The organism is Micromonospora sp. M71_S20 (assembly GCF_003664255.1).
Taxonomy (GTDB): domain Bacteria; phylum Actinomycetota; class Actinomycetes; order Mycobacteriales; family Micromonosporaceae; genus Micromonospora.
In genome coordinates this window covers 3743943-3760948 of the sequence record NZ_RCCV01000001.1, presented here as the reverse complement: position 1 = coordinate 3760948, position 17006 = coordinate 3743943, and the positions used below count along the sequence as shown (strand labels likewise).

The 17006-nt window shown below is 68.6% G+C and carries 18 protein-coding genes and 3 pseudogenes; 11 read left to right on the top strand and 10 right to left on the bottom strand.

Going from position 1 to position 17006, the window contains the following annotated elements; genetic code table 11:
• Positions 1–307 precede the first annotated feature (307 nt).
• Complete coding sequence (locus DER29_RS16150; protein ID WP_148710068.1) at positions 308–868, top strand: hypothetical protein; 561 nt, start codon at positions 308–310, stop codon at positions 866–868.
• A gap of 154 nt (positions 869–1022) precedes the next feature.
• Here the strand turns inward: DER29_RS16150 and DER29_RS16145 are convergent, their stop codons facing one another.
• The 4 genes and pseudogenes from DER29_RS16145 to DER29_RS16130 all read right to left on the bottom strand — a co-directional run.
• Positions 1023–1283: a helix-turn-helix domain-containing protein gene (locus DER29_RS16145; RefSeq protein WP_233599841.1), complete on the bottom strand. Its 261-nt coding sequence runs from the start codon at positions 1281–1283 to the stop codon at positions 1023–1025.
• Between the two features lie 97 nt (positions 1284–1380).
• Complete coding sequence (locus DER29_RS16140; RefSeq protein ID WP_148710067.1) at positions 1381–1719, bottom strand: hypothetical protein; 339 nt, start codon at positions 1717–1719, stop codon at positions 1381–1383.
• A gap of 243 nt (positions 1720–1962) precedes the next feature.
• Complete coding sequence (locus tag DER29_RS16135; protein WP_121398071.1) at positions 1963–2274, bottom strand: hypothetical protein; 312 nt, start codon at positions 2272–2274, stop codon at positions 1963–1965.
• Between the two features lie 61 nt (positions 2275–2335).
• Positions 2336–3105 (bottom strand): annotated as a pseudogene (locus DER29_RS16130) (IS5 family transposase); the annotation flags it as partial.
• A gap of 493 nt (positions 3106–3598) precedes the next feature.
• Here DER29_RS16130 and DER29_RS35390 point away from each other — a divergent pair.
• The 3 genes from DER29_RS35390 to DER29_RS16115 all read left to right on the top strand — a co-directional run bounded on the left by DER29_RS35390 (position 3599) and on the right by DER29_RS16115 (position 5674).
• Positions 3599–3751, top strand: a complete 153-nt coding sequence (locus DER29_RS35390; RefSeq protein WP_158619035.1) for a hypothetical protein — start codon at positions 3599–3601, stop codon at positions 3749–3751.
• A gap of 850 nt (positions 3752–4601) precedes the next feature.
• The gene (locus DER29_RS16120; protein ID WP_255421057.1) at positions 4602–5114 is read left to right on the top strand and encodes an FBP domain-containing protein; all 513 of its coding nucleotides are present in this window, start codon (positions 4602–4604) and stop codon (positions 5112–5114) included.
• Complete coding sequence (locus tag DER29_RS16115) at positions 5114–5674, top strand: TetR family transcriptional regulator (RefSeq protein ID WP_199729324.1); 561 nt, start codon at positions 5114–5116, stop codon at positions 5672–5674. Before DER29_RS16120 ends, DER29_RS16115 begins: the two co-directional genes overlap by 1 nt.
• Positions 5675–6050: 376 nt before the next feature.
• Here DER29_RS16115 and DER29_RS16105 read toward each other — a convergent pair whose 3' ends face one another.
• From DER29_RS16105 to DER29_RS16095, 3 genes are all read right to left on the bottom strand, one after another.
• Positions 6051–7289, bottom strand: coding sequence for an RNA polymerase sigma factor (locus tag DER29_RS16105; RefSeq protein ID WP_121398067.1), 1239 nt, complete (start codon positions 7287–7289; stop codon positions 6051–6053).
• A gap of 64 nt (positions 7290–7353) precedes the next feature.
• On the bottom strand, positions 7354–7725 hold the full coding sequence (locus DER29_RS16100) for a YciI family protein (protein ID WP_121398066.1): 372 nt from the start codon (positions 7723–7725) through the stop codon (positions 7354–7356).
• A gap of 42 nt (positions 7726–7767) precedes the next feature.
• Positions 7768–8409, bottom strand: coding sequence for a DUF998 domain-containing protein (locus DER29_RS16095; RefSeq protein ID WP_121398065.1), 642 nt, complete (start codon positions 8407–8409; stop codon positions 7768–7770).
• A 150-nt stretch (positions 8410–8559) separates the two neighbouring features.
• Between DER29_RS16095 and DER29_RS16090 the strand changes: the two genes are divergently transcribed.
• Positions 8560–8985 (top strand): hypothetical protein, encoded by a 426-nt coding sequence (locus DER29_RS16090; protein ID WP_121398064.1) that lies wholly within the window; start codon positions 8560–8562, stop codon positions 8983–8985.
• A gap of 579 nt (positions 8986–9564) precedes the next feature.
• On the opposite strand, the pseudogene DER29_RS16085 reads toward DER29_RS16090, so the two are convergent.
• Positions 9565–9933, bottom strand: a pseudogene (locus DER29_RS16085) (ADP-ribosylation/crystallin J1); the annotation flags it as partial.
• Positions 9934–10402: 469 nt separating this feature from the next.
• Positions 10403–11068: a Type 1 glutamine amidotransferase-like domain-containing protein gene (locus DER29_RS16080; protein ID WP_121398063.1), complete on the bottom strand. Its 666-nt coding sequence runs from the start codon at positions 11066–11068 to the stop codon at positions 10403–10405.
• A gap of 250 nt (positions 11069–11318) precedes the next feature.
• Between DER29_RS16080 and DER29_RS16075 the strand changes: the two genes are divergently transcribed.
• From DER29_RS16075 to DER29_RS16050, 6 genes and pseudogenes are all read left to right on the top strand, one after another.
• On the top strand, positions 11319–12155 hold the full coding sequence (locus DER29_RS16075) for a CPBP family intramembrane glutamic endopeptidase (RefSeq protein WP_121398062.1): 837 nt from the start codon (positions 11319–11321) through the stop codon (positions 12153–12155).
• Positions 12152–13309: a sensor histidine kinase gene (locus DER29_RS16070; RefSeq protein WP_121398061.1), complete on the top strand. Its 1158-nt coding sequence runs from the start codon at positions 12152–12154 to the stop codon at positions 13307–13309. The genes DER29_RS16075 and DER29_RS16070 overlap by 4 nt, the downstream gene beginning before the upstream one ends.
• On the top strand, positions 13306–13965 hold the full coding sequence (locus DER29_RS16065) for a response regulator transcription factor (protein WP_121399275.1): 660 nt from the start codon (positions 13306–13308) through the stop codon (positions 13963–13965). Before DER29_RS16070 ends, DER29_RS16065 begins: the two co-directional genes overlap by 4 nt.
• A 1380-nt stretch (positions 13966–15345) precedes the next feature.
• A complete protein-coding gene (locus DER29_RS16060; RefSeq protein ID WP_121398060.1) occupies positions 15346–15570 on the top strand; it encodes a hypothetical protein in 225 nt (74 codons plus the stop codon).
• A gap of 218 nt (positions 15571–15788) precedes the next feature.
• Positions 15789–15992 carry a cold-shock protein gene (locus DER29_RS16055; protein WP_121398059.1) on the top strand — a complete coding sequence of 68 codons (204 nt, stop codon included), beginning with the start codon at positions 15789–15791 and terminating at the stop codon, positions 15990–15992.
• Positions 15993–16055: 63 nt separating this feature from the next.
• Positions 16056–16241: pseudogene (locus DER29_RS16050) on the top strand (transposase family protein); the annotation flags it as partial.
• A 30-nt stretch (positions 16242–16271) separates the two neighbouring features.
• Here the strand turns inward: DER29_RS16050 and DER29_RS16045 are convergent.
• Positions 16272–16625: a nuclear transport factor 2 family protein gene (locus DER29_RS16045; protein ID WP_121398058.1), complete on the bottom strand. Its 354-nt coding sequence runs from the start codon at positions 16623–16625 to the stop codon at positions 16272–16274.
• Positions 16626–17006: the final 381 nt, after the last annotated feature.

Genomic DNA, 17006 nt, shown 5'->3' with positions numbered 1-17006 from the left:
CCGCGTCCGGCGGCTACTCGCCGCTGAAGCAGCGCGGAGTTCGTCCGGCTCGCTTCCACACGATCAGCTCACCGTTTATCTGCGACCGCATCCGACCGTACGCCCGTGACCTGGGGTGCCGCGTCGTGAATCTGTCCAGGACCGGACGAACGTAACGGGCGAAGGACTCCCAGAAACGCGTAGACATCGCCTCCGCTTCCGCGTCCAGGTCGCGGAGGCATCAGATCGCAGCATCGGTCATGGCACAAACAACCGTCATCGACGCTCAAGGGATCGCAACCGTGCACCAGGTCGTTAGATTGTGGGGGTGACGACTGCACCCCGAGAGGCGGAGACGCGCATTGGTCCGATCGGCGCACTGCTTTGCCGAGTGATGTTCTTGGCGATCTGTCTGCCCGGACCGGCCCTGCTGTTCGTCGTCGTGTCGCAGGGCCGGATCCTGGCTGCCGCAGACTACTGGGGCCTGCTCGTCGGGGGCCTACTGGCGACGATCGTCGGTGGCGGCTTCGGAGTTTGGGGCTTGCGGCTGGTCACTCGCTCGCGCCGCGACGCGCGCCAGCTCGCCGCTACCGGTGTCGCCGCAACGGCGGAGATCCTGACCGTGTCCAATTACCTTGGTGAGGAGGACCCCGGGTTGAAGCTCCGCCTGCGGATCAGTGGCACTGGGTTCGCCACCTTCGAGGCCGAGACAATCCGCGCTGATGACCCGGCCCTCGCTCCTGGAGCGGTTCTGGCTGCGGTCGTGGACCCGGGGAACGTGTCTTCTCGTTCGTATAGCCGTCCTGCCTCTGCTGGCGAGACAGCCCTCACGGCGGAGAAGCCACGTCATGCAGCGCACCAAGCCAGTACGCCACGTCGCCCCCACTGAACGAAACGGTGAACCGTCGCGCCAACTCCGCGGGGCTTCGAAGATGCTCGGCAAGAGAATGCCGCTGGGTACGGCCAGGAACAGGGCTGTGCGCCCAGAGAGAACTCACACCAGCCACGAAGACTCCTCACCCACATCGTAGAGGCGTACCTCACTACAGATCCTGAATGATTCGGCTGGCTCGCCGGTCTCCCAGGGCGACCTGTTCGTGTTGGGCCGGAATGAGGCCAGGCAGCGCGCCGTACAGAGTGCTACGGGATACGCCAAGCAGCTTGGCGATCGAGGTCATCGTGCGGTTCGGCTCGGCGAGCAGTTGCAGCGCGTACGCCACCTTCTCCGGCGTCATCGCCTGTGGCCGGCCGCGGCGCTGCCCCCGTGCGCGAGCGGCGGCCAGGCCCTCGTTGGTGTTGGCCACGATTGTCGTGCTCGCCGATGTCGCTCAGGCCGATGCCGTCGACCTCGGCCAGCATCGCCAGCGTCGGCCACGCCGGGCCGCCGAGCAGCTCGGATCCTCAGCGCAGGAAAGGACCGGCGGCCACCGCCACAAACAGAAGCATCGGCGAGGCGGCGGCGGTACCGAGCACGATGCCGTTGATCCGGCTTCTCGCCAGAAGCCTCCGGAGCAGGATCACGCCAGTCAGCAGGGTGCCGAGGAGTACTGGTGCGCCGACGGTGACCCCGAAGATCCACATTTCTTCCCACGGTGAGTAGTCATAATTCACCCTCGTGTGAGATTGCCGGTCGAGGAGGAAGAAGTAGGCGACGATCACCAGGCCATGCCAACCCAGCATGACCACGTACGCGGAAACGGGGACTCGGTGGGCGGTGTCACGATCGCCAGCGTTCCGCACGTAGCTCCTCCTCACGAGAGGTGGACGAGCCGAGAGGCTTCTGTCTCTCAAGGAGTAGAGCACGGGGATGGCTCACGTTCGATCGGATCGATGGCGGATGGCACAGGTTCGCTGTCTGGCTTGTCGTGCCCAGGTCCTCCTTACGACGTGAGAAGCCGGGGTGGCGAGACGAGCAGCTGGTCATGCTGGCCGGTGGTGGGCGGGGCCAGGACTAGGGCCTGTTTCAGAAGTACGGACTGAGGTTCAGGCTGGTCGGTTGGGGTAGTGGCGGCCGGCTAGCCAGATGGTGAGGTCCCTGGCGATGTGGCCGGGGTCGGTCTCGGTGGTGAGGTCGTGGATGTGCTGGTGGGTGTCACGGCGTTCGACTTCGTAGGTGTCGTCGTCGAGCAGTGAGATTGAGGCGTACCAGGCTGGGTCGTCGTCGGCAGGGTTGATCGTGACGAAGGTGTTGTCAGCGTGGTTCAGTTCGTCGATGAGCATGAACAGGGCGTCTTCGGAGGGGTCGTCGATGTGGTCGCCGTTCTCGGTGTCGGCGTAGTAGTAGTCGGCGGCCATCCGGTGTCTCCCTGCTCTGCTGGTCAGCGGGCTCAGCTTCGCATGAGGTGTTGCTCGGTGGTCAGAGCCACTCGTTGATCGCGGCGATGTGCACGGCAGCTTCGAAGCGGACGGCGAGTTTGTCGTAGCGGGTGGCCACGGCCCGGTGGCGTTTGAGCCGGTTGATGCCGCACTCCACGGCGTGACGGGCCTTGTAGTCCTCGACGTCGAACATTGGTGGCCTGCCACCGGCTGCGCCGCGCTTCTTACGGTTGCGGGCCTGGTCGGCGGGCTCGGCGATGGTGGCCTTGATCCCGTGGCGGCGCAGATATTCACGGTTGGCCCGCGACGAGTACGCCTTGTCGCCGCGCACCCGAACCGGCCGCTGCCGTGGTCGGCCTGGTCCCAGCCGGGGCACCCGGATACCCCGCAGCACCGGCACGAACTGCGGCGAGCCCCGCGCTGCCCGGCGGTGACCAGGATCGACAGTGGCTTCTGGCCCTGCTCACACACCAGGTGGATCTTCGTGGTCAGGCCACCGCGGGACCGGCCGAGTCCGTGATCGGCAGGCTCAGACACCACCCCACCGGCTGGCTCCCGCTGCGCGTCGCCGTCGCGTCGGGCGCCGGCGGCGTGCTGATGAGCCCGGCAGATCGTCGAGTCGACGTTGACCTCCCAGCAGACCAAGCCGGCCGCGTCCGCCCTGGCCTGCAACGCGGTGAGGATCCGCGACCACACCCCCGAGCGCTGCCACCGCCTGAACAGCCCATACACCGTCTGCCACGGTCCGTACTCCGGCGGCAGATCACGCCACGGACACCCCGTCCGCACCCGCCACCTGATCCCGTTGATCGAATGTCACCGCCGCGCGGATCACACCCACCGGACACGCGGGCCGCACCCTGACCGACGCGGCCCGGCTGCTGCCGACGCCCAGGGCCAGTGACACCGGCACCCCGGGCCGGCGAGCCGGATCCGGGTGGCGACCGCCGCTGTCGCAGGTGCTATTGCCCACCCCGAAGGCCAGCGACGGCACCAAGGGCTGCCCCGGGCAACGCGGGTCGCACGGGGACCTCACCCTGCCGTCGGCGGCCGTGCGGGTACCGGCCCGGACCTTGCCCACCCCCCGCGCCTCCGACTCCCGCGGACCCGGCCGCCACGGCGACGGCGGCGCGGACCTACGCACCACCGTGGTTGGGCTGGGCCACCCCGACGTCGACCGGTGGGGCGTCTACACCGCGGCGGTGGCACGCTGGGAGCTACTGCTCGGCCGTCCAGTGCCGGAGCCGACCCAACCGGGCGACACGGCAAACCGGTCCTCGCACCGCCGTTCGTGGAATGGCTCATGGGCCTGGACACCGGCCACGTCACCGACCCGGCGCTCGCGTTACCGCGCACCGGCGCGCTGCGGGTCCTCGGCAACGGCGTCGTCCCCCAACAGGCATCCGTCGCGTTGCGGGTGCTGCTGTGCCCCCGCCGCTGGGAGATGCCCTCGTAAGCATCGGCCTCCCCACCACACCGCCAGCCCTGATACGAGTACCACCCGGGCCGGGACAGCCTCTTCTACCTCGACAGACGCGCAGCCGGTTCTCTTGCTATGCCCGACGGGCGCGCTGTCGACACAGCGACTACGGAGCACCATCGGAGCACCAGATTCTAAGCCTTGGGAAAATCTGTCCCAAGGCGCGGAAACGATCAAGGCCGTGATCAGCGTTTCCGCTGGTCACGGCCTTGATCGTGAAGTGCGCCCGAAGGGACTCGAACCCCTAACCTTCTGATCCGTAGTCGGATACACCCGGTGACCACCGCTGGGTCGGCGTCGGCACTGAGGGCCGTTCGGTAGCGCTGGCCAGTGCGGCGCTCTACGCGCTGCGGCGGCGCTGCCCCTTTCGCAGGCCGGGCTTCGCGGCTGGCCGGCTGGGCTCGCGATGCCCAGCGCACCACGGCGGTGAACCGGGAAGCCGCGGACGGACGGGGGCACAGCGTGATCTCCCGTCGAGTAGCGGTGGAGCGGATCGTGGTTCGGTTCGCCGGCCGATGACCGCGACGCCGAACGATGTGACCGCGAGGCGGGCGGTGGTGTCCGCCAACGATTGATGAGGCGGGGTCCGGGCGAGGCGGTATCGACCCGTTCGGTGAGTCCCCGCGTGCGTCGACCGGCGGTCTCCGGCCCTGCAGCCGGATCGGGTGTGCGGGCGGGCGCAGGGGGCGACGAGGCTGGCTCCTACCGAGCGGGGCAGGAAGTTCGGGCGGCGGCTCGCGCCGGAAATCGTTAGACGGTGAACTTGTACCCACTTACAATTTGTAACTGTGTACAGAATTTTTCAGGAGGTGACGTCGTGCGGGCCATGAGCCGGGACGAGGTTCGGGGTGCGATCATGAACCTGGACGCGGTCGGGAGCAAGGTGCGTCTGCCGGCCAGGTTCGACGAGGTCGCGTGGGACAAGCTCGACTACCTCGGGTGGCGAGATCCCCGAGCACCACTGCGCGCCTACCTGGTCACCGACATCGACGGCACGGCGTCGGGCGCATTGCTCCGCCAGAATCCGAACCGGGCTGAGCTCGGCGGGCGAGCGGTCATGTGCTCGCTGTGCCACTTCATGCGCCGTTTCAACGAGGTCGCCCTCTTCGCCGCGCCACGCCCCTCCGCGGACAAGCGCCAGCGGCTGAGCACGCTCGGCATCCTCGTGTGCACCGACCTCGACTGCGTCACGAAGGTGCACAGCGTCCCCGTCCTCGGGCCGCTCGACCCACCGCTCGACGAGATCATTCAGGCGCGCAGGGAGGGGCTGCGCATGCGTACCGTGTCGTTCCTACGCTCGGTGTCGAGCACTCCGCGAAGCGTACGAGGGAGGGGATGATGGCGTATCTGGCGCGTGCCGAGCGGCGCCGCTCGATCGTGGAGGCGGCGGCCGCCGTGGTCGGGCGCGACGGTTTGAGTGCGGTGACGGCCAGAATCGTGGCGGACGAGCTTGGCGGGTCGCAGGGCCAGATCCACCACCACTTCGCGTCGACCGACGAGCTCGCCGGGGAGGCCTGGCGGCTCTACGCCGCGCAGCAGATCGATGAGTACGAGCACGAGATCCAGGGCCTCTCTGCGTACGACGCCCTCGTGCTCTTCTTCGCCGACCTCGTCAGCACCGACGGGGACGGGCACGCGCTTGCGCGGTGGGCCGAGGCAAACGCACACGCGCAGCAGCGGCCCCTCGTCGCGAGGAGCTACGTCGAGACGCTCACCCGGCTGACCGACGTCCTCGCCTCCGTCTTGGCCGCGGACTCCGACGCCGCGCATGCGCGAACGGCCGCCTGGCGGATCCTCATGCTCGGGGTCGGGCTCGCCGGGCTCACCCGCATCACCGAGGACTCACCCGTACCGGCCCGTGACGTCATGCTGTCGGCGATCCGAGCGGAGACGGGCTGACGCTGACGCTGACGCTGACGCTGACGAGAGCCTCATCCGCCCGGGTCGGAGTCGGTGCGTGGGGTGGCCGGGATGTCAATCCCGATCACAGTACTCGACTTCCGCTGGGCTTCTCGCCCAGCCGGTTATCGCCACGGCTTGATGTCCGCCGTGCTGCTGCGCTGGCCCACCAGGGCGTGGCAAACGCGTCCGCCATGCTGCGCCTGCTGCTGATGAGCGACCACACGATGCCGACCCGCGAACCACCACGCGCTACGACCGCGCCCGTAAGAACCTCGACCGGCACCCCAACTACATCCTCGCTGCCTACATCGCCTCCGGAACATGATCAGCCGCTCAGGGCTCTGCCGATGAGCGGACGCCGGCCGACGATCGGTCAGCCGAGGCGGTGGGCTCGGCGTTGGAGGTACCGCTCTTCGAACTGGTTATGGGTCAGAGCGGCTGCTTCGCGGTACCGCGCCGCCGCGCTGGCCGTGTCACCGGTCATCTCAAGCAGATGTGCGCGGATCGCGCGTTCGCGTTGCCGGGTCAGCGGATCCTCGTCCAAGTGGTAGCCCCGGTTGAGGTCGTCGAGCAGTGCCAGCCCCCGGGTCGGCCCGTACGCGTGCGCGACTGCGACCACCCGGCTCAGCCGTACCGGCGCGGTCGGACTGAGCCGTTCCAGTCCCAGGTACAGCGCCGCGATCTGGGGCCAGTCCGTGCGGTCCGGCGACGCGGCCGCGGCGTGCACGGCCGCAACCGCGGCCTGCAACTGGTACGTGCCGACCTCGCACCGCCGCCAGACGCTGTCGATCAGCTCGGTGCCCTCGCGGATCAGCTCGGGATCCCACCGTGTCCGGTCCTGCTCGTCCAGCGGCACCAGTTCGTCGCCGTCGGTACGGGCAGCGCGCCGCGACTCGGTGAGCAGCATCAGAGCGAGCAGCCCGGTCACCTCGGGGTCGTCCGGCAGGGAGTCGCGGAGCATGCGGGTCAGCCGGATCGCCTCGCGGGTGAGGTCCACGCGAGAGAGCTCGTCTCCGGTGGAGGCGGTGTAGCCCTCGTTGAAGATCAGGTAGAGCACCTGCATGACGGCGTTCATCCGGCTGTCGCGGTCGGCGTCGGTCGGCGGGGTGAACCGGGCGCCGGCGCGGGCCAGTCGCTGCTTGGCGCGGCTGATCCGGGCGCCCATGGTGTTCTCACTCGTCCCGTACGCGTGTGCGATCTCCGCGGTCGTCAGGCCGCCGACCGCGCGGAGGGTGAGCGCCACCTGGGAGGTGGGGCTCAGCGCGGGGTGGCAGCACAGCAGCAGGAGCGTGAGACTGTCGTCGGCTTCCTGCGCACGGCCTGCCTGGCGGATCGGGTCCCGCATCGCCAGCTCGCTCATGCCGGCGTGCCGCTCGCGACGGCGTCGGGCCTGGTCGGTGCGGAGCAGGTCGACCATCCGCCGGTACCCGATCCGGATCAGCCAGCTGCGCGGGTTCTCCGGAACGCCGTCCGTCGGCCACGCTCGGCTTGCGACGAGCAGGGCCTCCTGTACCGCGTCCTCGGCGATGTCGAAGTGGCCGAAGCGCCGCACCAGCGCACCGAGGACCTGCGGCGCCTCGGTGCGCAGCAGGTGCTCGACGTCCGGCGTCACGCCGGTACCGCCGTTCGGGTGCCCTCCCGGCCTGCCGCAGTCCGGCGATGCTGGATGCGGCGGGTCATGCCGCGAAGTCCGCGCCCATGATCGGCCGGATCTCCATCGGCTCGCCCAGAACCTCGACCATCCGCGAGACGATCTCGACGGCGCGCTCCTGGCTGCCCACGTCGATCACCGCGAAGCTGGCCAGGACCTCCTTGAGCTCGACGAACGGGCCGTCGGTGGCGACCACGCCGGTCGGGGTCTTGCGGACCGTGGTGCTGACCGCCGGGTGACCGAGTCCCTCGCTGCTGACGAACTCGCCGGTCTCGATCAGCTCCTGCTCGAACCGCTGGTATGCGGCGAACGCGGCCAGCGCCTCCTCGGACGGGGTGTCGGCGGTCGCGGCGTCCCAGGCGGCGGCCGGTGTGTAGCTGAGCAGCAGATACTTCATGGTCATCCTCGTGTTCGCGGGGCTCGGATCACGCTACGCCGATCAGCTCGAACGGCGCAGGGAGAGGGCGACGACCGTCGTCCAGGTGAAGGCGACCAGGCCGTTCACGGCGATCTGGATGCTCATGTGGCTCGGCGACATCGGCATCAGCAGGATGAGCGCGGCGAGGCCGTTCAGTATCGCCGCCAGGGCGGCCCGACGGCGGACGTGACGGATGGTCAGCACGATGGCGGCGACGGCCAGCGCGGTGAAGGCAATGGCGGCCGCCGCCGAGTGCGCGATGCTGTGCCAGGACATCTCGTCGACCGGCCCGTCAGGAGTCCCTACCGGGAAGCCGTACTCCGGATCCATGGTGAACACCCCGGCCGCGACGAGCCCGGCACCGAAGATCCCGACGAAGATCGGCAGCACACGCCGGCCGGTGCCCTCGGTGACCGTGCGCCGGACACCGATGGCGAGGGCGATCCCGCCGAGGCCGGCGAGCACGAACGTGGTGATCTGGATCCAGCCGAGACTTCCGGTGGCCAGCTGGCTGATCGGGTGCCGTGTGATGTCGTAGCCCTCCCGCATGAGCATCTGCGTCACGGCCGAGGTTAAAAAGACCGGTCCGGCGAGGCCGCCGGCAAGGAGCAGGCGGTCGGACGAGCGGCGGACGGCAGGAACGGTGGCGGCGATGGTGGTCATGACTTCCTCCTCGGTGGGTGTTTGCCGCTACCTCGCGCCCGCACCGCGAACTTTGACGCACGAGAAGTGCGACCTGAGTCACATCGTGTCGATGTCAAAGCCCGGGCGCCGCCTCCGAGGTACCGGCAAACACCCACCGAGGAGGACACGATGTCTGAGAACACCCAGCCGAGCGCCGAACTGACCGCACTGGACCGCCTGGTCGGCACCTGGTCGGTAACCGGCGGCGCCGAGGGAACTGTGCGGTACGAGTGGATGGCCGGCCGGTTCTTCCTGCTCCAGCACATCGAACTGAGCCAGTTCGGCCAACCCGTCACCGGTCTGGAGGTCATCGGCAACCTGCACCCGTTCGGCGAGCCGGTCGGCGCGGACGTGGTGTCGCGGTTCTACGACGCGGCCGGCAACACCTTCGACTACGTCTACGAACTCGTCGGCGACAAGCTGATTATCTGGGCCGGCGCGAAAGGCAGCCCGGCCTACTACGAGGGCACGTTCAGCGCCGACGACACCACGGTCACCGGCGAATGGACCTACCCCGGCGGAGGCGGCTACGCCTCCACCATGACCCGGATCTGAGATCGGAAAGCCGTCTCGTCCCACCATTGCGGACGCTGATGGAGACCGGAGTCGGCAGGACGATCAGCCGGATGTCCAGCGACGAGATAGCCGGGCGCGACAACGTGTAGGCGAGCGGCTCAGAGCCCCCTGTAGCGGCATCCGCATCTGCCGCGAGGTGCGCGTTGGGCCGCTTGCCGATGTCCGCTAATCCTCGAAGTCGAACGCGAAGGTGCCCGCCTCGATGCGGTCGATGAGTTCGCCGACATCATCGGCTTGCCGGATGGCGTTGTCCCATCCGCTGCTGGTGATGTCGACCAGCAGCACCGGTGCGGGGTCGCTGCGCAGGTCGAGCACGAGCTGTTCGCGGGATCCGTCACCGCCGATGATCGCGATGCCGGGGTGCGCGTCGGTGCTCTCATCCCATGCCTGGTGCAGCTCGAGCATCTCGCGCGGCGTGTTGAGCCGAACATAGGCTCCGCCTGTCATCCACCCTCGCCGGAACCACGACGCACCTTGCAGGTAGGCCCGCCACGCGGTCGGTAGCTCTCTGCCCAGCGCGTGATGGACGTCGGTGAACTCCTGGTCGTCCACGGGACCGCGGTAGTCGGCTTCCTCGATGATCGCGCCGACGATGTGAGCGTTGAGGTCGGCAAGCTCCTCTGCGGGGATCCAGTACTCCAGCACGTCGCGGCCACCGACCTGATGAACCTCGTGACGGTTCAGGTACGCACGCTGGACCTCGAACCGGGTTACGTAGCCGACGCCCCCGGCAGGGACATTCCACTCGCGGGCGATCTTTGTGGCGTACCAGCGGTTGAGTACCGGATAGAAGATCGGCTGGTCCGGCAGACGTGGTGGCCAAGCCCGCCATCCGGACGCCGCAACAAGGTCGAGTTCAGCCTGTCCGGTGGGCCGCCACAGGGTGATCGTGTCGGAGGCGTCGATGGGTCTGCTCCCTGCAACCATGGTTATCGCGTGCTCGCGGCGTGCCGCGCCTGCAACTTTCTGATGCTGCCGGCCCCGGAGGCTACCGCAGCCAGTTTCGGTCAGGTCGATGACACATGGAACCCAGGTGCACGCTCATGCCGCCGACCGTGCGTTCCATGGCGTTATCGATGCTCGGCCAGAGGGCTGGCTCGGTCCTGCCGGAAAGCGCGTGTCCGTCAGCGCCGACCAGTCCGGTCAACCACTGCCGTGACCGGTCGACCTGACTTCACCGGCGCAGGCATGGGCCCAGCGTGCACACCCGGCGACGGCACCAGTGCCACCTCGCCTCGGCCAGCGCGGCCGTTGCCTGCCGAGGGGCGGTCCAGGCCTCACCCTCGGGCACGACCACCAGTAGAGGCTGCGGCCTGCGCGTCTGCACTGCACAGGAGCGATGTCGCCACTCGGCTACGCGGATCGCGGCAGACCCGGATGGCCGCCGAGCTGACAATTACCCGAATTTCGTCCATTGCCCTTCAGAAATCACCTCGACGGAGCCGTCGACGACCTTGATGGCCGTCTGTTCGTCGATGGCGTAGGCCGGGACGCCGATGTCGGCCGCCCACCGCTCGGCGTCGGCCAGGGTGTTCGCGGGGAAGAGGTTCAGGTGCGGGAAGATCGAGAAGTCGACGACTCCCAAAGCTCGGTCGTCCGGCGCCGACGGCCACTCGACGAAGTAGGACCCGATCCGGGGTGTCATCACCATGCTTCCCGCGCTCACCCCCACCCAGACGGTGTCGAGCAGCGAGGGCAGCAGATCGGCCAGCCCGGACTCTCGCATCCAGTGACACAGGTACGTCGCGTCGCCACCGTCGACCAGCAGCACATCGGTCTCCCGGACCCAGGGAATCCATCGCTCTGCGCCGATGCTGGGCAGCGCCGTGAGCTCGAGGACACCGAGCGAAGCCCAGCCCAGGCCAGACAGGTACCGCCAACCGGAAGCGGGGTCGGCCGCCACGAAGCCCTGCACCGATGCCGGTCCGCACATCGGGTGACCCCACTGTGCTGTCGGGACGCAGAGGGCCCGGCACTCGGAGACCGGCTTACCGAGAAGCTGCACGAGCGCCGAATGGATGCTTGGGTTCGTCACACCGCCGGACGTAAGCAGGAGCTTCAAGGTACCTCCAAGATCGTGAGCGGATGGGACGCACTGTCGATGCCGGTTCGTCCAGGTCCCACGGCCGGACGGGGCGCGGCGGGCGGCGGATCTCGCCATGTCTGACCGGGTTTCCGGACTCCGGAGAGGGTCATGTCCCCCGTGCGAGCTACCCGCAAGTGTCCACCGCACGGGGACGATTGTGGCGACGGAACTCCATAGGTTTCTTTGTGTCCGCGACGCTCCGGTCGCGGTCTGCGAAGGAGTCAGCATGCGCTTCGTCAAACAACTTCTCGCCGTCGCCGCCGTCGTCCTCGTCGGCGGGCAGAGCATGGCCGCCGTCGAGGGCAACTTCTTCCTCACCTTGGTGATCGGCGCTGTGACGGCGGTGCTGGGCGTGGTCGTCTACCGGTGGGTCGTGCGGCGCACCGAGCGCCGTGAGCCGACCGAGCTCGGCCAGGACGGTTGGGGCGGGAAGCTGGGCCGCGGGACGCTCATCGGCTTCGCCATGTTCGCGGCCGTCATCGCCAACATCGCGTTCCTCGGCGGTTACCACATCGAGGGCTGGGGTTCGCCGACGCGAGCGCTGGGTCTGCTCGGATTCATGGTGGCCGTCGCGGTCACCGAGGAGCTGCTGTTCCGGGGGGTACTGTTCCGCATCATCGAGGAGCGTACGGGCACCTGGATCGCTCTCGCCCTGACCGGCGTGGTGTTCGGCGCGATCCACCTGGTGAACCCGGACGCCACCCTGTGGGGGGCGACCGCCATCGCCATCGAGGCCGGGTTCATGCTGGCCGCCTGCTACGCCGCCACCCGGAACCTGTGGGTCCCGATCGGCCTGCACTTCGGCTGGAATTTCGCCGCCGGCGGCATCTTCAGCGTCGTGGTCTCGGGCAACGGCGAGTCGAAGGGGCTGCTCGAGGCCTCGACGTCGGGGCCGGTCGCGCTCAGCGGCGGCGCTTTCGGGCCGGAGGGCAGCCTGTACGCGGTGCTGGCCGGCGTGGTGCTGACCGTGGTGTTCCTGTGGCTGGCCAAGCGCCGCGGGCACATCGTCCCGCGCCGCCACCGCACGGCGCAGGCCCCGGCAACCGCTACAGTCACCCAGTGATCAAGCTCCGGAGGCTCCCGGATCTGTGGCGGCAGTGGCCGATCACGGTCCGGGATCTCCCGTTCGCCCTGGCCCTCGCCCTCGCGGCGGTGGTCCCGGCTCTGGAGCGGCAGGGTACGCAGCTCGGCGACCTCCCGGACCGCCCGTACGACGCGCTGACCGTCGGTGTCGTCGCCCTGGAATGCCTGCCGCTGGCCGTACGCCGTCGGTGGCCGGCCGTCTGCCTCGCGCTGGTGTCGCTCGGCTTCGCGATCGACCAGCTCCGCGGCTACCACACCATCGCGGGTACGGGACTGGCCATCGCGCTCATCAGCGCCGGCGCCCACCTGGAGCGGCGCCGCTGGGTCGTCGCGGGTCTCGCCTCGGCGGCGTACGTGCCCCTGGCGATCTCCCTCGACCGGCTCGGATCGGATGAGGGCGTCGCGGGGTTCACCACCTTCTACCTGTTTCTGGCGCTCGCGTGGGGCATCGGGGCGTGGCTGCGCCAGAACCGGGCCGCCGAGGCGGAACGCCGCCGCCATGTCGAGGAGGCCACCCGTACTGCGGAGCGCACGCGCATCGCCCGGGAGCTGCACGACGTCGTCACCCACCACGTGACGGCGATGGTCGTGCAGGCCGAGGCGGCGCGCTACCTGACGGGCGCCCCGGACAAGCTGGACCAGGCATTGACCGCGATCACCGGCACCGGCCGCCGGGCCATCGGCGACCTGCGGCAGCTGCTCGACCTGCTCAACCCGGATCACAGCACAAGCGATCCGCGTACGCCGTCCGTCGGCGACCTGGACGCCCTCGTCGCCCATTCCCGGCAGGCCGGGCAGCCGGTCGAGTTCGTCCGGGAGGGCACGTCGGTGGCGGCCACCGGCAGCGCCGAGGAGGCGGCGTACCGGGTGGTGCAGGAGGCGCTGACGAACGCGCTGAAGTATGCGCACGGCAGCCGGACCAGGGTTCGCGTTCACCACGGGGAAGGAGAGACGACCGTGGAGATCAGCACCGACGGCTCCGGATCCGGCAGCGCGTCCCCGGGCGGCAGCGGGCGCGGCCTCGCCGGGCTCCGCGAGCGGGTCACCGCCCTCGGTGGCGACTTCAGCGCGGGCGCGCAGACCGGCGGCGGCTTCCTCGTGCGGGCCCGGATCCCGGTTGGAAACCCGTGGTGACCGCGCCGGTCCGGGTGCTGGTCTGCGACGACCAGGAGCTGATCCGCGCCGGATTCGCGACGATCATCGACGCCCAGCCCGACATGGAGATCGTCGGCGAGTGCGGCGACGGACGCGCGGCGGTCGACCTGGCCGTTCGGCTCCGGCCGGACGTGGTGGTGATGGACGTCCGGATGCCGGTGCTCGACGGCATCGAGGCGACCCGCCTGCTGGCCGGTGCCGGGGTCCCCGAGCCGGTGAAGGTCCTCGTGGTGACGACGTTCAACCTCGACGATTACGTCTACGAGGCACTGCGCGCGGGCGCCAGCGGCTTCCTGCTCAAGGACGCCCCACCGGCGCAGCTGCTCCACGGCATCCGCACGGTGGCGACGGGCGCCGCGCTGCTGGCCCCGGAGGTGACCCGGCAGCTGGTGGGCAGGTACGCGGCCCGCATCCGCCCGGCCGAGGGCGACCCGAACGGCGGCGCGCTGACCCCGCGCGAGCTGGAGGTGCTCCGACTCATCGCGGAGGGCCTGTCCAACAGCGAGATCGCCGCGGCCCTGGTGATCAGCCAGGAGACGGTCAAGACGTACGTGTCCCGCATCCTCACCAAGCTCGACCTGCGCGACCGGGTGCAGGCCGTGGTGTACGCGTACCGCCGGGGCCTGGTGACCTGAGGCGGCCCGAGCCGTCCGCCGGGCTGACCACCGGAGCCGTGACTTCGACGCGATCGGGCTCGGCGAGTACGAACGGGGTTCTCGAGCGGGCGACTGCTGCGGCTGCTGCCGTACTTCCCCGGCATCACGAGTCGGTGTGGATTACCGGGTTCGGCGGGCCGGTCGACCGGGCGACTCCACCCACCGACGTGCCGACCATGATGCCCGCCACCACGCACCGCGGGAGGTGCTACGAGCCCGGTTTCGACGCTGGTGAGGAAGTCTGACGGTCGGTGGAGGCGTCACGGGATGCCGGGTGGTACTCGTGCGGCAGCGATTCCCAGCGCGGCCGGCTGCGAGGATCCAAGGAGTTACGGTGATCGCAGGGGCGCGAGCTGTACGGTCCAAGTGCGGGCTGTCCCGACGGCCGCAATTGCCCGGCAGAGGAGGTCGCAGCCCAGCTGTGGGCTTCCTTCCGCGAAGCCGCGGTTGATGAAGCTGATCGCTCTCGGATGGTCACCCGCTTCAAGCGCATCCTCCAACCCGGTGGCCAAGACTGCGGCGAGCGCGGCGTGGAAACTGTTTGCCCCTCTTTCGCGGAGGGTCTTGGCGGGCTCGCGCAGCGGTGACGGAGAGACCGCGGGCGGGGCTAACAAGAAAGTCAATGTCCTTCTCCTGTGGTGTCGGTGGTGTTGCTCGCTCGGGCCAGTCTGATTGACGCCTACCTGCCGCAGCCGTGCCGCAACGGCCCCGTCGTACCACCGCGCTGGGGGCGATTAACGGGTTACTGCCAGCGAAGCGGCATGAACCGGGCAAGATCTCTGTCGGGATGTGAGTCGTTGTGCCTGGAGCAGACGTTTCCTGACGGGCCGCCTGCTGGGGATGAGCAGCCACTGGACGCCAGCCAAGCCGACGGTCATGACGTTTTGCCTCACGGCGTCGCTGGTCGTCGCTGTAACGGACGCAGCGTTGTCCGTCAGCACACTGGGATGTCGAGGTCGATCGGATGGTCTGCCAACGCTCGGCCCTCACAGCTGGAGGTTGTCCTCTGGACACTGCCGAAGACCTGGGCAGGGCGCCCGGTAGGCGCTGGCCCGCCAACGATGTTGACGAACTGATCCACCACCCACTCTACGCGCACGACACGCAGCGGTGCCGCTGCCAGCCCAGGGAACTGACTACTGCGATGAATGTGGCTCCCTCTCGGCGATGATCGACACCACCTCGTCTCGGGTCCATTGTCACGCTCGCCCGGGTGTGGTCCATCGTCCGAGCTCCGCCTGTGTCGGCGATTGCGACCTACAGCAGCGGTTGCATGGTGGCACCTGTGGCTGCGCGAGTCGACTGAGGAGCCCGCGAGCGCCACTGCACCTGGCATCCCACTCGACTAGCCTCTACGAGATGGCAACTACGGTGTTACGCGTCCGACTCATCGGCGGCGACCGCATGGACATCACGTACGACAAACCGGACGTCTCCGACGAGGACGAGCTTGTGGACCACGTGATCTCGACACTGGCGCAGGATTCGGGAGTGCTGCGCACCAAACACGGTGATCGGCTCGTCGTACTCTACGGCCGAGGCGTCGCAGCGATCGAAGTTGCGCCCCGCGGTGCGGTGCTGTGACGGAGGCCGCAGGCATGGGGCTGGCGGCGGGCGACGGATTCTGTGCTAACCTAGCCCAGTTGCAGTTTTGATTTCCGTAGACGTTTCGGCGCCTGATGGGTTATCTAAAACCCATTCAGGCGCTTTTTCGTTTTCGTGTCGTTCCCGGCGCGGGCGATCAACGCGGTGGCGCGCGAGTCCGCACAGTGCGGTCTCCAACAGCCTGCGAAGGAGCAGACATGGCTACTGGTACCGTGAAGTGGTTCAACGGCGACAAGGGCTTTGGCTTCATCAGCCAGGACGGCGGCGGTGCCGACGTTTTCGCCCATTTCTCGGCGATCTCGGCGAGCGGCTTCCGCAGCCTCGAGGAGAACCAGCGGGTGGAGTTCGACATCACCCAGGGCCCGAAGGGCCCGCAGGCGTCGGATATCCGCTCCCTCTGATCCACGCTTTGCCACGGCGGCCTGACTGGTTCAGCGGGCCGCCGTTCGGCGTTTATCCATCATCACCCCTACCGACCGAAACTGTCCCACTGGCAGAAGAAGGTCAACCGCGCTCACGCCCGCATCCGCGCCATCGGTGAACGCGCCGACGCCACCCTCAAAACCTGGAAAGTCCTGACGAAGCTGCGCTGCTGCCCACGCCGCGCCACCGCGATCGTGCACTCCATCCTCGTCCTTCATCACCTCGAGAACCCGGTACACGGCAGTCGAAAAGGCTCACTAGACCGGGACGAAGGTGGCGGCCAACACCCGCCAGTTGCCGTCCTCACGCACCCAGAGTCGGGTGTAGCGCAACCGCGCGGACATAGCGGCACCGCCCTGAACGGCATCCACCGCAGCGACCATGCGAGTCACCCCAGTCTGACCGTCTTCCTGGACGTCGAGCGACTCCTCCACCAGGCTGGTGATTCGCAGTGCACCGGAGCGGTAGCTCTCCAAGTCGTCTTCCTTCGTAAAGACCGTGCCGTCCGGTCCGGCGCCCACGACCTGCGGGTGCAGTAGCGCGTCGAGGGACTCGACGTCGGCGGCGCGCTGGGCGGCTTGGAGTTGCCGCTCCGCGGTGAGGAGATCCATTCACCGATCCTCCGCAGCGCGCCGCAACAAGACAAGCGGGTTCGCTCGCGGCAGAACGGCGACGGTCCCCGGCGGGTTCAGCCGCGACCGGCACTCGGTTGCCGGCACTCCGCGTTGCGGGACACGGCGAAGACGTAGCCCATCCTGTGCTGCTGCAACCCTGGAACTTCGAGTCCTGCCCGTATGCCTCGTCCACGATGACCCACCTCGCCGGCAGGCCGGCGGTGATGGCGCGTTCGAGCTCGGATCTCGCCGAGCACATCGCGTACTTGAGCCAGCCCCACTGCGATGCCCGCGAAGCCCGCCCTGGTGGCCCGGGCGGCGATCTACGCGCCGACGCACGCCCTACCGGCGAGATCCCGGTTCTTGTTCCTCAGCTCT

Bases quoted from the DNA above. Each gene is read 5' to 3' on its own strand.
- DER29_RS16115 (WP_199729324.1), top strand. From the start codon at position 5,114: ATGGCGTATCTGGCGCGTGCCGAGCGGCGCCGCTCGATCGTGGAGGCG.
- DER29_RS16055 (WP_121398059.1), top strand. From the start codon at position 15,789: ATGGCTACTGGTACCGTGAAGTGGTTCAACGGCGACAAGGGCTTTGGC.
- DER29_RS16075 (WP_121398062.1), top strand. From the start codon at position 11,319: ATGCGCTTCGTCAAACAACTTCTCGCCGTCGCCGCCGTCGTCCTCGTC.
- DER29_RS16135 (WP_121398071.1), bottom strand. From the start codon at position 2,274: ATGGCCGCCGACTACTACTACGCCGACACCGAGAACGGCGACCACATC.
- DER29_RS35390 (WP_158619035.1), top strand. From the start codon at position 3,599: ATGGGCCTGGACACCGGCCACGTCACCGACCCGGCGCTCGCGTTACCG.
- DER29_RS16095 (WP_121398065.1), bottom strand. From the start codon at position 8,409: ATGACCACCATCGCCGCCACCGTTCCTGCCGTCCGCCGCTCGTCCGAC.
- DER29_RS16100 (WP_121398066.1), bottom strand. From the start codon at position 7,725: ATGAAGTATCTGCTGCTCAGCTACACACCGGCCGCCGCCTGGGACGCC.
- DER29_RS16090 (WP_121398064.1), top strand. From the start codon at position 8,560: ATGTCTGAGAACACCCAGCCGAGCGCCGAACTGACCGCACTGGACCGC.
- DER29_RS16060 (WP_121398060.1), top strand. From the start codon at position 15,346: ATGGCAACTACGGTGTTACGCGTCCGACTCATCGGCGGCGACCGCATG.
- DER29_RS16120 (WP_255421057.1), top strand. From the start codon at position 4,602: ATGAGCCGGGACGAGGTTCGGGGTGCGATCATGAACCTGGACGCGGTC.
- DER29_RS16045 (WP_121398058.1), bottom strand. From the start codon at position 16,625: ATGGATCTCCTCACCGCGGAGCGGCAACTCCAAGCCGCCCAGCGCGCC.